Origin of the sequence: Mycobacterium zoologicum (assembly GCF_020181635.2) — a bacterium.
In the GTDB taxonomy this organism is placed as follows: Bacteria; Actinomycetota; Actinomycetes; order Mycobacteriales; family Mycobacteriaceae; genus Mycobacterium; species Mycobacterium zoologicum.
In genome coordinates, this window is sequence record NZ_JAYJJS010000005.1 from 13,294 (window position 1) to 26,765 (window position 13,472).

Below are 13,472 nucleotides of genomic sequence, written 5' to 3' on the forward strand. Positions count from 1 at the left end.
GGCTACCTGCATTGCAGCGACTGGTTTCATTGATCAGGGTGGTCCTACGACAAGCGCTTCACTCGTGGCTCGAGAAACGCACGGCATCAGGTAGCTGTCACGTTCGGCTTCCTCAAGGTAAACATCGCGATGGTCGACTTGGCCGGAAACGAGACGCAACTTGCATGTGCCGCATGTGCCGCTTTCGCACGATGACTTGACTGGTAGTCCTGCCAAACGCAGAGCGTCCAGTAGCGTCTGGGTAGACGCCACGTCGATGGTTTGATTGGTCGGCTGCCACGCTACGGAGAACGGCGAGCTTGACATGCCCAGAGAGTTGACTCCCTGGAAATTTTCAAAATGCACGCGGCTGGGTCGCCAGTGCATCGTGAGGGCGCGGACATCGTCCATCAATGCGGTCGGCCCGCAGCAATAGACGTGGGTGTCCTTGGGTTCGGCAAGATACGGCCACAGATCGAACCGGCCGTCGGTGTCGCTATGGTGCACCAGGCTCTCCAGCCTGGGGGGCAGCTGAAGCACGTCATCACGATAGGCCGAATTAGCCCGAGTCTTCGTCAGGTAGATGAACCGCCCCCAAGTGCCGGCTGTCTTCACAACCTCTAACGCCATGCTGCGTATGGCTGTGATACCTATTCCTCCGGCGATGAAGAGATAGGTGGGTGACGGTACTAATTGGAATGTGTTGCGCGGCGGTGAGATTACCAGCCGGTCACCTTGTTTGGTCTGATCGATGAGATCGACTGACGCTCGACGTCCGGTCGTGTCACGATTCACACTGATGGCGTAGCGGTCGTCACGGCCGGGTGGATCGGTCAGTGAGTAGCTGCGTACCGAACCGTTTGGTGTGCGAACGGTGATATGCGCTCCCGCCGTGAAAGGCGCGAGGGCCTGCAGCCCGTCCGGTATGAGCTCGAAACGCCAGATCGATTCTGCCAGACGCGTCTTGGTCGCGATCACCACGGCGATTTCCGGTTCGGCCACTAGGGCACCGTCTTTCTTGCGGGCCTCGATACGAGGTCTGTGGAAGGAACTCCCCGGGAGCACGAGGCCAGATCATTGTCGTCGCACGAAGCGATCATGACCGGGTCGTCTTGGCGCAGCACCGCGCCTTTCGTTACCTCGGCCCAGATCCCGAAGTTGGCGTGACCGTAGTGTTCAACGAGCAACTTGGGGACGGCCAGGTCGCGAGCCGCCGTGGATGGATTGACTTCAGTTGCGGCGCATCGAGGAATGGCTGCCAGCCCTCGCAGCCGGACAGCACCGATGGAAAAATCTTTATCGACGAGCGCAGCTTCAGCAAAAGCAGGCGTTCCTTCGATATAGATATTCGCACGGAATCGACGGTGGTCGATGTCGTGTTCGCTTCTGCGCGAGAGATCGCGGATCGACTCGAGGTTAATGACCGACACCGCGTTCATGAAGGCGTCCGAAAAGATTGCCGCGTCGGTAAACCGACGATCGGGTTCGCGCGCCAGGATCGGCCCTGCTTCATCCGGGCAGTCGAGCATCCGCGCGAAGAACCGCTCTACCGCTCGCTTACCCGCTGATGTCGTCACATCTGCGACTAACACAACGTGCTGGCGTACCCTAACTTCCAGGATTTGGGTGTCGACATCGAGATATGTTGTGACACCAGCTAGTCGATCCTCTTTGAGTAGTACGAAAAAATTGCTCTTGTGGACGGCCTTGTCGCTGCCACAACGGTATTCGCCGTCCGGTCTGGCTAATGCCCATTCGCGATCATGGGGAAAACCGTGTCCGGCGTGCACAGCAACCGAGGACACCGTTTGAGCAGTGAGTCCTTTGAGGGGGTAGACCGCAAGTTCATGAACAGACGCCGCAGCGCTGCCGATCCTGCGGTCGGTGCGGTCACGAGTTGCGGGCATCGCGTGCCGTCCTTTTCGGTAGCAGCTGAGGATGCAGCGGCGACGTAGGTGTGAAGAATGCGCTAGCTCCCCGCGAAGGTGCTGTGCAGCAGCTTCGCGGTGGCGTCGGCGATCGCGTCGGCTTCCTCTTCGAGGGCGAAGTGGCCGGTATCAAGCAGGATCACCGTGGCGTCGGGCACGTCTCGTTGATAAGCCTGGGCTCCGGGGGGGATGAAGAACGGATCGTTCTTGCCCCACACGGCCAGCAGTTTGGGTTGGCGGCGCCCTAGCCAGGCTTGCCAGTCGGGGTAGCGGGGCGGGTTGTTCTGGTAGTCCCAGAGCAGGGCTTTCATGTAGTCGGCGCGCCCGGGCAGGTCGATAACCCGCTGGTCGGCGAAGGCTTGCTCGGAATCGATGTGTTCGGGGTCGCGGGCACCGGCCTGCCATTGCATCTGGGTGCCAGGCAGGCTGACGAACTCATCGACAGCACGTTGGCCGGACTCGCGGTCGTTCCACCAGTCGGCCAGCGCGGCGACGCCGGGTCCGAAGCCGTCGGTGTAGGCGTTGCCGTTCTGGGTGACGATCGCGCGGACCCGCCGGTCGTGATCCAGCGCGATCCGAAAGCCCACGGGTGCACCGAAGTCGAACATGTAGAGGGCGTAGTCCTGGATGCCGAGGGCGTCGATGGCGGCGGCGGTGACCGTGGCCAGGCGGTCGAAGGTCGGCGGCTCCGGCAGCGGGTCAGAAAGCCCGAAGCCTGGATAGTCGATAGCGACGGTATGCCAGTTGGGCGCGAGGCGATCGATGAGGCGGACGTAGGCGCGGGCGCTCGACGGGTATCCCGGCAGCAGCACCAGTGTGGGCCGGTCGGGGTCGCCGGCTTCGCGGACGGAGACCTGCAGGCCGTCGATGGTGAGTATGCGGTGACGGATTGCGGGCATCGTGGTGCTCCTTGTCGTGGTGGGGGTCAGCGGGTGGTGGACGGCCGGCGGCCGGCCGGGGTGGTGGCATCAGCGCCGAGCAGGATCAGCGCGATCGGCAGTCCGACCAGCAGCGCGTGGTCGATGAGGAAGGCGATGTAGTAGCCGTTGAGGAACTGCTCGTGCGCGGACCGACCGAGCGGCAGAACGACGGTGTTCATGAACAGCCAAATCGCGGCGCCGTAGGCCAGGCCGACCGTAACGGCGGCCGCCGCGGTGCGCACCCGGGGGCGATCGCGATGGCGTAGGCGACGACGAAGCCGGCCGACAGTGCCAGGTGCATCCCAAGACCCAGCGCGGCGTAACCAACACCGGCCCATCCCGAGGTGAAGGCGGCGTCGCCGGCCAGGCCGCTGGCGATGTACTGGAGGAGGCTCTCGAAGTTGTAGCGGTGCGCGACCAACACGTAGGCCACGAAGGCGAACGCCGCATCGCCACCGGCGGTGGCCACGGTGGCCACGACGATCCGTTGCCAGGGCCGCATCCGAGCACGCACGGAATTGTCGACAGCGGCCGTGGCGGCTGCCGGACGTGAAGATGTCTGGTTGACCGTGCGCTTTTGGGTGCTCATGGCGTATTCCTGAAATCTCGAATCCTAATGGGTTTGTTTGACTATGACGCATTAGTCAATGCTTGGCAAGGCCAACCTTCCATTAGTCCTGTCGGCTAACCTGTGAACACAACCCTTCAAGGGCCCGTCAACGCATGGGTAAGACGGCTATATGACCAGGAGCTGGCGGCCATCGCTCGACCAGATGCAGCGAGCCGGATTCCCCGTGGGCGCTGAGCCGTCCATCGCGCTGGACCTTGTGGACACCCTGGTCACCGTGACCGAGCCGGCCATCGACCTGATCGCCGAGCCCACCCGGGCAGCGCTCTGGTGGGGGCTGCAAGCCGGACGACTTCCCGCGAGCCCGACGCCCGACCCAGTCGCCACGCGGCGGCTCCGCAACGCCATCCGCGACCTCTTCGACTCCCACCTGCAACATCGGCTGCCGCAACCGACGTCCATCGAGGACATCAACGCCGCCGGCGCGTCGGTCCCGCTGACCCCACGCCTGGCAGTGGTCGACAACCAGCTCAGCTGCCGCACCCGCTGGCACACCGAATACGGCGGAGACGCCGCCCTGGCCGCGATCGCCGCCGACGCCATCGCGCTGATCACCGACCCAAAAAAGCGGCAGACGCTACGTCGTTGCGCAAACCCGAACTGCTCGATGCTGTTCCTCGCCACCAACAAACGCCGGATGTGGTGCACCGCGAACATCTGCGGCAACCGCGCGGGCGTCGCTCGTCACTACGAACGCACCCGCCCGACCCCGACCACCGAGTGATCCCGACCTGCACCCACCAGCGCCGGGCGAACATCGACTGCCCGTGGGTCTCACTGGGTGGCGACGACGTGCTGGGGGATGAATTGCACACTTCGTCCGGTTTCGCCGTCGTCGCCCTCGACGTGCGCGTCCCAGGCCAGGGCGGCGGTGCCAGACAGTTGCAGTGTGTTGCCGGTGCGGAAGTCGACGAACAACAACGCAGCGGTGGGGTCCACGGCCAGATTGCCTGAGCTGTTGAACATGTTGTTGCCCGGATAGTCGGGCCACCACAGGCCCTCGGGTGTGACGCGGACGAAACCGGCGGGGCCGCCGCGGTGCGAGGCGTCGTTGCCCGATTCGGGGTGGGTGGTTCCGAGAAAGAACGTGTCCGCCGACTGGATGAGGCGAATATCGTTTTCCCGCAATAGTTCTCCGTTGTAAGCCACTTTGCGGGCCGGGTGGCGGGGCTTTTCGTCGACGTCGATGTGGCGCTGTTGGATGTATTGCGGGCAGTTGCCGTAGGCCTGCTCGGCGTCGAGGGTCAACCCGGCCTCGCCGGATTGTGTGAGGACGCCGTTGATCCGGACCCGACGCCGGGTGGCGAAGTCGACGACGATGATACCGGCCGGTTGCCCGGTGGGCAGCGAGTGCAGCGGGTCTGCGCTGGGCAACGATGTGCCGACCCGCAGGGTGCTCGGCCCACCCGCGTACACGAACCCGGGTGGTCCCATCAGCGGCGCGGTCCAGAGCCGACCGGTTGGGTCACGGGCGGTGACGGCGGCGAAGGTGGCGTCGGCGAAGAAGGCGGCGATGCCGGCGCGAAGTTCACCCGGGCCCACCATTCGCGCCAGGCGAGCGGCCTGGGCTTGCACGCCGGCGTGCTGTTGGACGGCCAGCTCGCCGCTGTGAAATCCCACAGCGGCGGGCCGGCGTTGGTCGCTTGTGGTCATGGCCCTCTCGGGCTCACAACGAGACCACGGGCCAGTCGTTGTCGACATGGGCCAAGACGTTGAAGTAGTTGGTCAGGATGTTCAGCGCCAAATTGGCCACGATCTCGCCGATCTCCTCGTCGGTTACCCCGGCCTCGCGGGCCGTCTTAACGTCGACGTCGTCGACATCGCCGGCATTCTCGGCGATGGTATTGGACAGTCTGAGCAGCGCCGCCACATGTGCATCGGTCGATTCGGCACGACGCGCACGGTCGAGTTCGTCGGCGTCGACCTTGGCGATGTTGGCGCCGATGTAGGTGTGCGCCGACAGGCAATACTCGCAGCCGTTGAGCTGCGCGGTGGCGACCGCCAGGCGTTCGCGCACAGCGGGTTTCAGCGTGCCACCGGCGACCGCGCCGGACAGCGCCAGATAGCCCTGCAGCAGAGCGGGGCTGTTGGCCATCACCTTGGTCATGGTGGGCGTCATTCCCAGCGATTTCTGGACCTGTGCGAGCAGCTCAGCGGCCTTACCGGCGGCGGTTTCGGGCTCGACGGGGGCGAAGTCGGTCATGATGGTTCCCTTTTCTCTCCCGACCCGTCCTCACGGGTCTGACTGGTTGTTTCTATTAGAAGTTGTAGTAGACAATCAAAATGCTTGCGGCTCTGTATCATTTGACCGCCATGTTTGTGAACTGCTTGTGGGTGCGGTTTATTGGGGGTGGTTGGCGGCGGCGAGCAGTATCTCGGTGACGCTGTCGGGATCGGTCAGCATGGGTAGGTGGTCGGCATCGACGGTGTGGATGGTTGCGTTCATACGTGTAGCGACGAAGTGTTGGGTTTCTGCGGCGATCATGCGATCGTTTTCGGCGATGAGAAACCAGCTTGGGCGGTCTTTCCAGGCTGGCCGCGGGGCGGGCGCGGTGATGCATGTTGGTGATAGGGGACGCTGGACTGCGGCCAGCATGGCCTGTTGTTCGGGGGTGGCGTTTTGCGCGAATGCTGCCGCGAAGACGCTGTGCAGCAGCCAAATTAGGCCGTGGCGATCCGGCTCCGGGGCAGGAGCGAGACGATGGGCAGGCGCACGGTGAAACAGACTGGCTACGGTTTCACCTTCTTCGGGTGCGATTGCAGCGACGTAGACTAAAGCCCTCACTGATTCGGTGTTTGCCGCTCCGATGACCGCGCCAGCGTAAGCGTGACCGCCGAGAACGGTGTGCCCCTGGACTCGCTCGAGAACTCGGTTGAGCGCTGCGGTGTCCTCGCTGAACGACGTCAGAGGTAGTGGTGCTGCGATGACGTTGTGGCCGCGCCTCTGTAGTTGATGGATGACTGGCGCCCAGCTGGAGCTGTCTGCCCACGCGGCGTGGACCAAGACGAAGGTTGTGTCGGTTGTCATCGGGATGCTGCCCCAAGAGTGGTGCCCATCAGTTTGTTGATGTGCGTGGCGATTTCGTCGAGTTCTTCTTCCAGCGCGAAGTGCCCGGTCTCTAGCAGGACCACTTCGGCGCCGGGCACGTCGTTGCGATATGCCTGGGCGCCGGCGGGGATGAAGAACGGGTCACGTGCACCCCAGATCGCCAGCAGGGCGGGTTGGCGCTCCCGCAGCCAGGCCTGCCAGTCGGGGTAGCGTGGCGGGTTGTTTTGGTAATCCCACAACAGCGCTTTCATGTAGGCGGCGCGGCCGGGCAGGTCTAAGACACGTTGATCGTTAAGGGCGTGTTCGGGGTCGACGTGTTCTGGGTCTCGGGCACCGGCTTGCCATTGCAGCTGGGTGCCGGCCAGGCTGACGAAGTGGTCGACGGCGGGTTGGCCGGCGGCGCGGTCGGCCCACCAGTCGGCGAGCGCCTTGACCCCGGGGCCGAATCCATCAGTGTAGGCGTTGGCGTTCTGGGTGATGATCGCCGCCACTCGCTGGTCATGGTCGAGGGCGATGCGGAATCCGACCGGGGCGCCGAAGTCGAACATGTAGAGGGCGTACTCCTTGATGCCGAGCGCGTCGATTGTCATGCCGGTGACCTCGGCGAGCCGGTCGAACGTGGGGGATTCGGGCAGCGGGTCCGACAGGCCAAAGCCCGGGTAGTCGATGGCCACGGTATGCCATTTCTCGCCGAGTCGGTCGATCAGGCGCAGGTAGGCGCGGGTACTCGACGGGTAGCCGGGAAGCAGGACCACCGTGGCGTGCTGCGGGTTTCCGGCTTCGCGGACGAAGACATGCAGATCGTCGATGGTCAGGCTGTGGTGGCGGATGGCGGGCATGAAATCGGTGCTCCTCGACTGTGGTTGGGGTGGAGGGGAACTAGGCGCGCGCAGCAGCGCGGCGACGGACGAAGACGTGCAGAATCACGGCGATCGGCAATCCGACCAGCAGCGCGTGATCGACGAGGAAGGCCAGGTAGTAACCGCTCAAGAACGTTTCGCCGGCTGCGTGGCCTAACGGCAGGACCACGGCGTTCATGAACACCCAGATCGCTGCGCCGTAGGCCGCTCCAACCGAGGCGCCTGTCGGCAGGGTGTGCACCTGGGGTGCGATGGCCAGCGCGTAGAAGAGGGTGAAGACGGCCGCCAGCGCCAGGTGGATGGCGAACCCCAGTGCCGCGATGCCGATTCCGCCGCCGCCGGTGGTGAACGCCGACGCGCCGAGCAGGCCGCTGGCGATGTACTGCAACAGTGTCTCGAAGTTGAACCGATGGGCGATCAGCACGTATGCGATGAAGGCGAGCGCGGCATCGCCGATCGCGGCGACCAGCGTGGCCGCCACGACACCACGCCAGGTCCAGTCTCGACCGCGCGCAACGAATAGTGAGTCGACCGTCATAACAAAACTCCTTCATGGCCGGTGGTCAAACTGGATACCTTAATGCGTAAATGCTACTGTAATACATTAGTCAACTGAGGGCGACCGAGTGCGGCGGGCTCCCAGCAGGCATTTCTCGCGATCAGGGAGTACCGGTCGGACGTCACTACACGCCTAAAATGGCCGGGTGAGGATCCAGACCGGGCCGACGTTGCAGGCGCTGCAACAGGCGGGCTTTCCGATGGGCGGCGAACCGTCGATCTCGGTCGACCTGGCCGACACATTGGTCACTGTCACCGAGCCTGCCACCGACTTGTTGTCCGATCCCGACCAGCTGCGGCTGTGGTGGCAGCTGCAGTCGTCGCGACTGCCTCCCGACGCGCCCATCCCCGATGTCACTGCCACCCGCCGGCTGCGCCACGCAGTTCGCGACTCGTTCGACGCCCTCCTCGAGAACCGCGTGCCGCCAACCGCCTCGCTGGATGACCTCAACGCCGCCGCCGCGGCGGCACCCGCTAGCACGCGACTGGACGTAGTCGCCGGGGGGCTGCGGCGCAGTCTCCGTTGGCATGTCGAATACGGCGGAAACCCCGCGCTCGCGGCGATCGCCACGGACGCCATGACCGTGCTCACCGATACCCACCACCGCGACCAGTTGCGACGCTGCGCCAACCCGGACTGCTCCATGCTCTTTCTGGCCACCAATCCGCGCCGCAACTGGTGCACCGCCAACATATGTGGCAACCGGGCCCGCGTCGCTCGCCACTACCACCGCCGCATCGACACCTCCGGCTAGCGCTGGGGAGTCGAGGTTGACCTTCGGGTCAATTCGGCTCCCCGCGTTCGTGGTTGACTTTGTCCGCAGGAAATGCGTCGGCGGCGTCGAAAGCGTGGGTGAATCGGATCGCGATCGCTACGAGCGTCATCATGACGGGGACGGTGATCAGCGCTACGGTCAGCCCGGCCCGCTGGGCCAGTTGGCCGATCAACGGTGGACCGATGAGATACCCGACCCAGCCGATGGCGGCGACCAAGGCAATCGCGGTACCCGCGTCACTCGGGGAGTATGCGGCCGTCATCGCGGCGGGCACCAGCAGCGCCACGCCGGCGCCTAAAGCGGCAAATCCCACAAAGGTCGCCGTAAGGTTGGCGGTTACCAGCGTTACGCACAGACCCGCGGCGGCGAACAGCGCCAACGTCGGCAGCAGCCAGCGGATGGATGCATACTTGTACAGTCGGGGGCCCCCCAACCGCGTCGCGGCCATCACCAAGGTGAATGGCACGTAGCTGAGCGCGGCCACGGCGGGCGCTGCGCCGACGACGCGGCCGAGATAGTCGCCTGACCAGTCAGATGCGGATCCTTCACACAGAAATGACGCGAACGCGACGGCCGACAAGATCATCACGGTCGGACTTTTCCAGATATGCCCGGGCCGTTCGGTTCGCTTGCCGACGCTGGGTGCCGCGTCGCGGGGCAAACCTCGCGAAAGCGGCAGGACTACAACAACGACGATGGTGCCGACAACGGTCAGCTGGGCGGCCAGGCCCACGTCCGCGCTCACGCACGCCGCACCGATCAATGCCCCCAGCAGCACGGCGACGCTGCGCAACCCGTGGAAGCGAGACATGATCGGGCTCGCGGCGAGACGCTCAACGGCGCCGGCCTGAACGTTCATCGCGACATCCAGTCCGCCCAAAAAGAAACCGACGCACGTGAGCGCCAGAAAGAGCTCCAGCTCCGACCCAGCAAGGCCCAGCAGGGGTCCCGACGCCGCGTAGCCGGCCACCGTCACCGGAACCAGACGGTGACTCCCCCAGCGTGGCAACACCCAGACGCAGAGCACCGTCGCCAGCAAAGCACCCAACGGCGCACCCAACAGGGCATCGCCCAGCTCGCCGTCGGACAGACCCAAGTCGCTCTTGACATGAGAGATATGGGGCACCCACGACGAAAACACGAGAGCATGAGCCGCGAATACCGCGAAGACACCAAGTTGCGCGCGATTGGTCGACTCCGCGATTCCCGGCGTCCGCGACAACGTTGCCGGAAAGCCGCGTCTCTTCCTCGGTTCGGCGATCGGCGAAGCACGCTGCTCGTTTGGCTCGCACAGATCCGACGGGCGCGATCCGTCCAAAGCGCAACGCCGCGGTCGTGCTGATGTGGCACCGGCCACCGCTTGCAGTTGGCCGTCGTCGTCCTCGTTGCCGTCCACCACCTTACGACTCACCGCTTGGTGCGCGCACGAGGGATTGCGCTCCTGTAGGGCTTCATCGCGGCGTCGCGGCGATGAAAGCGGCGACAACGGAAGCGAGTTCGCGGCCTTTGTCCTCCTGGAGGAAGTGCCCGGCACCGGTGATCGTGACGGGTTCGTAGGCGTGCGCACCGGGAATCAGCGAACGCAACACCCTGTCGGCGCCACGGGTGATGGGATCCTGGTCGGAGAAAGCGCACAAAAACGGTCGGTCGTATTCGCGCAGAGACTCCCATGCGGCCCGATTTGCCGCAGCGGCAGGATCGTCCGGGCTGGTGGGCACCAGCATCGGGAATTGCCGGGCGCCGGCCTTGTAGGTGTCATCAGGAAACGGCGCGTCATAGGCGGCGATCTCACTGTCCGTGAGCGCTGTCATGCAGCCGCCACTGATGATCTTGCCGACATCGAAGTTGGGCGTCTCTTGACTGTATTTCTGCCACGCCAGAAACGCCTCGCCGGGATGGGCATCTCCGGTCGGAAGGAACGTATTGGCCGCCACGACGCGGGCGAAGCGGTCGGGATCTTCACCGACCAGGCGCAATCCGATCAGCCCGCCCCAGTCCTGGCACACCAGTGTGATGTCGGTCAGCCCGGTCGCTTCGATGGCGGCGCGGGTCCAGTCGACGTGAGCTTGGTAGGTGTAGTCGTCACGACTGGCTGGTTTGTCGCTGCGACCGAAGCCGATCAGGTCGATCGCCACTGCGCGCAAACCCGCGCCGGCGATCACCGGAATCATTTTGCGGTACAAAAACGACCACGACGGCTCGCCGTGCAGCAGCAGTACCGGCGGCGCGTCAGCAGGTCCCTCGTCGACGTAGTGCACGCGCAGCGCGGTGTTGCCATCGCCGCTGGCAACATCGACGTAGTGGGGCTGGAACGGATAGCCAGCAAGGTCGGCGAAACGCTGGTCGGGGGTGCGAAGAATCTCCAAAGCTGCTCCGTCCCTATCGATGCACCGTTGGCGTGCATCACCACCATGGCCGAACCGAGTTGTACTGTCAAGTACAGTTTTGATTGTGGTGAGCCCAGGGCGTGCTGCCGGAGTCGTCCGGCACGCATCGTGATCAGCTCGGCGGCAGGACTCGGTGGCGAATGTTCTCCACCGCCGCGTTCAAGGTGTCGCGCAGGGTGGTGACGTCTCCGCTGATCCGGGCGAGCAACATGCCGCCCTGCAGCGCGGCGATCAGACTGGCCGCCAACCGGTCCGGGTTCTCCCGTGGGCCCAATTCACCGCGCGCACGCATCGTGCGCAGGCCCTCGGCAAGCGGTTTCTCCCACGAGCGGAACGCCTCGGCGAGGGCCGGGCGAAACGCCGGGTCGTTCTTCAACTCCGCGGCGAGCATGCCGAGGGGGCAGGCGAACGGACCGCCGGGTTGCCGGTGCACCTTGAGGACCTCACGCGCCCAGCGCTCAATGCCCTTCAGAGAGTCGACGTGCGCGAGGCTGGGTTGGTTGGCCAACACTCGCTCCAGTTGGCGTTCGACCACCGCGGCGACCAATTCTGATTTGTCGCTGAAGTAGTGGTAAAGCTGCGATTTGCCGGTGCCCAACGCGGCCAGGATGTCGTCGAGGGAGGTTCCGGCGACGCCGTTCTCGTACATGATCGTGGCCGCCACGTCGATGATGGCTGCCCGGGTGCGTCGGCCCCGCTCGGTGGTCGCGACCGTGGCGCGCGGCGGCGCGGGTTCGGTGGCCATGACATCTACGGTAAGTGAAGGACAAAGGTCGGCTGCGGTGCCACCCCGATTCGACTTCGCGGTCAGGCCGCGTTGCCGGGGGTACGTCGGGCGAGTAGACCGTCCAGGCCGGCCTTGCCGGATCCAACGCAGACCAGCCACGCCAGCAGGCCCACCAGCAGCCATTCCGGTGCGTAAAACAAATTGCTCAAAAAATCCCACCAACCCGGGTATTTCTGCGCGAGGCCCGGGCCGATGTCTGTGATCAGCGCGCCGACCATGTCCCCGGCCAGCACCAGTGACACCACGCGGGTGCCCAGACCCAACATCAGTGCCGCCCCGCCGACCAATTCGACCACCGCGGTAACGGCGGCGAGGAACGCGGGCGCGGGGATGCCCAGGTCGGCGAACATCTTCGTGAACGACGTGAGATCCCCAAGCTTGCCGATGGCACCGCTGAAGAACATGAAACCGATGGTGAGTCGCAGTACCAGATTCGCCAGCCAGCCAAGGTCGCTCAGCGCGTCAGCGACGCGACCGTATGCCGGCCGAAATCCGGCGGCAACGGAGACGCCCCGGATCACGATGTTCCTCATTGCGCTGTTCCTTTCTCGTGAAGCCTTCTTCGTCGGTGTCTGGTGGTGTCGGCGAGGGGCTTTGGCGTTACACGGCGTCGCCGGAGCGCTGTCCCCACGATCGCACCGTGCGTGCCGGGGATCGGGCATGCCTCAGGCTGTCGACCGGCGGCGGCACTGGGTGCTCGAACGGGCTGTCAGCGCCAGTCCTTGAATGCCTCAAGTAGCTTCGCGCGGAACTCCAGCGTCAGTTCGGCCTCGCGGATCCCGCCGAGGGTACCGATAGTGACCCGAAACTGCTGCAGGTAGTTGGCACATCCGTCGCACTCGAGCAGGTGCTCGTCGAACCGTGCCCGCGTTTCGAGGTCGAGCGATCCGTCGAGATAGGCGGTAACCAATTCGACGAGTTCGTTGCAATCCAGTGGATTCACGACGCATCTCTCAGATAGTCTTCGAGGGTCTGCCGAATCACCGCACGGCCGCGATGAAGCAGCACCCGCTGGTTGGTGGCACTGATGTCGAGTAGTGCACAGACCTCGTCGGAATCGAGACCGAGCATGTCGCGCAGCGTCACCACGGTGCGCTGGCGCTCGGGCAGGGTATCGAGGCCGCGCTGCGCGATGGCAGTTAGTTCGCGACCCAGGGCTGAGCCTTCGGGAGTGTCCGGGAAAGGTGTCGGCGTCTCTGCCGCCTTCCAGTGTCCGGCCAACTCGGCGCCAGCGGCACGGAATCGCTCGGGGTCGACCGTGCCGCCCGTGAACGCCTTGATCTGAGTGTCGACGTGCCTGCGTTCCTTGAGGCCCCTGGCCTTGGCAATGTTGACCAGAACCGTGAAAAGCCAAGTACGTAAGGATGATCGTCCCTCGAACTTGTCCAGACCCTTCAGGAGCGCGATCCACGTCTCCTGCACGACATCCTCGGCATGCTCCTGACTCGGCACGTACCCACGCGCCACGCGCAGCATCACCGGAGTGTGGTGATCGACCAGACGGGCAAAAGTGTCCTGGTCGCCGGCGCGAAGCGCGGCGACCAGGACACCCTCGTCCTCCGAAACCGTAGTTGCGGCCATAGTCGCCAATCGACTGTAC

Annotated in this window: 18 protein-coding genes; 2 read left to right on the forward strand and 16 right to left on the reverse strand. The window is 64.5% G+C overall.

Annotation, left to right across the window (positions count from 1 at the left end):
• Positions 1-33 precede the first annotated feature (33 nt).
• The 5 genes from K6T84_RS05545 to K6T84_RS05565 form a co-directional block, all read right to left on the reverse strand.
• Entirely contained in the window at positions 34-981 is a 948-nt protein-coding gene (locus K6T84_RS05545) for a PDR/VanB family oxidoreductase (RefSeq protein ID WP_224863839.1), read from the reverse strand.
• Positions 981-1,886 carry an MOSC domain-containing protein gene (locus K6T84_RS05550; RefSeq protein WP_224863840.1) on the reverse strand — a complete coding sequence of 302 codons (906 nt, stop codon included), beginning with the start codon at positions 1,884-1,886 and terminating at the stop codon, positions 981-983. Before K6T84_RS05550 ends, K6T84_RS05545 begins: the two co-directional genes overlap by 1 nt.
• A 62-nt stretch (positions 1,887-1,948) precedes the next feature.
• Positions 1,949-2,806, reverse strand: coding sequence for an alpha/beta fold hydrolase (locus K6T84_RS05555; protein WP_224863841.1), 858 nt, complete (start codon positions 2,804-2,806; stop codon positions 1,949-1,951).
• A gap of 26 nt (positions 2,807-2,832) precedes the next feature.
• Positions 2,833-3,006, reverse strand: a complete 174-nt coding sequence (locus K6T84_RS05560) for a hypothetical protein (RefSeq protein WP_224863842.1) — start codon at positions 3,004-3,006, stop codon at positions 2,833-2,835.
• Positions 3,003-3,416, reverse strand: a complete 414-nt coding sequence (locus K6T84_RS05565; protein ID WP_224863843.1) for a hypothetical protein — start codon at positions 3,414-3,416, stop codon at positions 3,003-3,005. Before K6T84_RS05565 ends, K6T84_RS05560 begins: the two co-directional genes overlap by 4 nt.
• Positions 3,417-3,567: 151 nt before the next feature.
• Between K6T84_RS05565 and K6T84_RS05570 the strand changes: the two genes are divergently transcribed.
• Positions 3,568-4,179, forward strand: a complete 612-nt coding sequence (locus tag K6T84_RS05570) for a CGNR zinc finger domain-containing protein (protein WP_224863844.1) — start codon at positions 3,568-3,570, stop codon at positions 4,177-4,179.
• Between the two features lie 50 nt (positions 4,180-4,229).
• On the opposite strand, the gene K6T84_RS05575 is transcribed toward K6T84_RS05570, so the two are convergent.
• From K6T84_RS05575 to K6T84_RS05595, 5 genes are all read right to left on the reverse strand, one after another.
• Entirely contained in the window at positions 4,230-5,108 is an 879-nt protein-coding gene (locus tag K6T84_RS05575) for a pyridoxamine 5'-phosphate oxidase family protein (RefSeq protein WP_224863845.1), read from the reverse strand.
• Between the two features lie 13 nt (positions 5,109-5,121).
• Positions 5,122-5,658, reverse strand: a complete 537-nt coding sequence (locus tag K6T84_RS05580; protein ID WP_057003414.1) for a carboxymuconolactone decarboxylase family protein — start codon at positions 5,656-5,658, stop codon at positions 5,122-5,124.
• A 138-nt stretch (positions 5,659-5,796) separates the two neighbouring features.
• On the reverse strand, positions 5,797-6,483 hold the full coding sequence (locus tag K6T84_RS05585) for an alpha/beta fold hydrolase (RefSeq protein ID WP_224863846.1): 687 nt from the start codon (positions 6,481-6,483) through the stop codon (positions 5,797-5,799).
• Positions 6,480-7,343, reverse strand: a complete 864-nt coding sequence (locus K6T84_RS05590) for an alpha/beta fold hydrolase (protein ID WP_224863847.1) — start codon at positions 7,341-7,343, stop codon at positions 6,480-6,482. Before K6T84_RS05590 ends, K6T84_RS05585 begins: the two co-directional genes overlap by 4 nt.
• A 40-nt stretch (positions 7,344-7,383) precedes the next feature.
• The gene (locus K6T84_RS05595) at positions 7,384-7,902 is read right to left on the reverse strand and encodes a hypothetical protein (protein ID WP_224863848.1); all 519 of its coding nucleotides are present in this window, start codon (positions 7,900-7,902) and stop codon (positions 7,384-7,386) included.
• A 166-nt stretch (positions 7,903-8,068) separates the two neighbouring features.
• On the opposite strand from K6T84_RS05595, the gene K6T84_RS05600 reads away from it, so the two are divergent.
• Entirely contained in the window at positions 8,069-8,677 is a 609-nt protein-coding gene (locus K6T84_RS05600) for a CGNR zinc finger domain-containing protein (protein WP_224863849.1), read from the forward strand.
• A gap of 28 nt (positions 8,678-8,705) precedes the next feature.
• On the opposite strand, the gene K6T84_RS05605 is transcribed toward K6T84_RS05600, so the two are convergent.
• The 6 genes from K6T84_RS05605 to K6T84_RS05630 form a co-directional block, all read right to left on the reverse strand.
• Complete coding sequence (locus tag K6T84_RS05605; protein ID WP_224865605.1) at positions 8,706-9,920, reverse strand: MFS transporter; 1,215 nt, start codon at positions 9,918-9,920, stop codon at positions 8,706-8,708.
• A gap of 229 nt (positions 9,921-10,149) precedes the next feature.
• Positions 10,150-11,064 (reverse strand): haloalkane dehalogenase, encoded by a 915-nt coding sequence (locus K6T84_RS05610; protein WP_224863850.1) that lies wholly within the window; start codon positions 11,062-11,064, stop codon positions 10,150-10,152.
• Positions 11,065-11,197: 133 nt separating this feature from the next.
• On the reverse strand, positions 11,198-11,830 hold the full coding sequence (locus K6T84_RS05615; protein ID WP_224863851.1) for a TetR/AcrR family transcriptional regulator: 633 nt from the start codon (positions 11,828-11,830) through the stop codon (positions 11,198-11,200).
• 62 nt (positions 11,831-11,892) lie between these two features.
• The gene (locus tag K6T84_RS05620) at positions 11,893-12,405 is read right to left on the reverse strand and encodes a DoxX family protein (RefSeq protein WP_057003408.1); all 513 of its coding nucleotides are present in this window, start codon (positions 12,403-12,405) and stop codon (positions 11,893-11,895) included.
• 176 nt (positions 12,406-12,581) lie between these two features.
• Entirely contained in the window at positions 12,582-12,806 is a 225-nt protein-coding gene (locus K6T84_RS05625; protein WP_224865606.1) for an anti-sigma factor family protein, read from the reverse strand.
• A 5-nt stretch (positions 12,807-12,811) separates the two neighbouring features.
• Positions 12,812-13,453, reverse strand: a complete 642-nt coding sequence (locus K6T84_RS05630) for an RNA polymerase sigma factor (protein WP_224863852.1) — start codon at positions 13,451-13,453, stop codon at positions 12,812-12,814.
• Between the last annotated feature and the right edge of the window lie 19 nt (positions 13,454-13,472).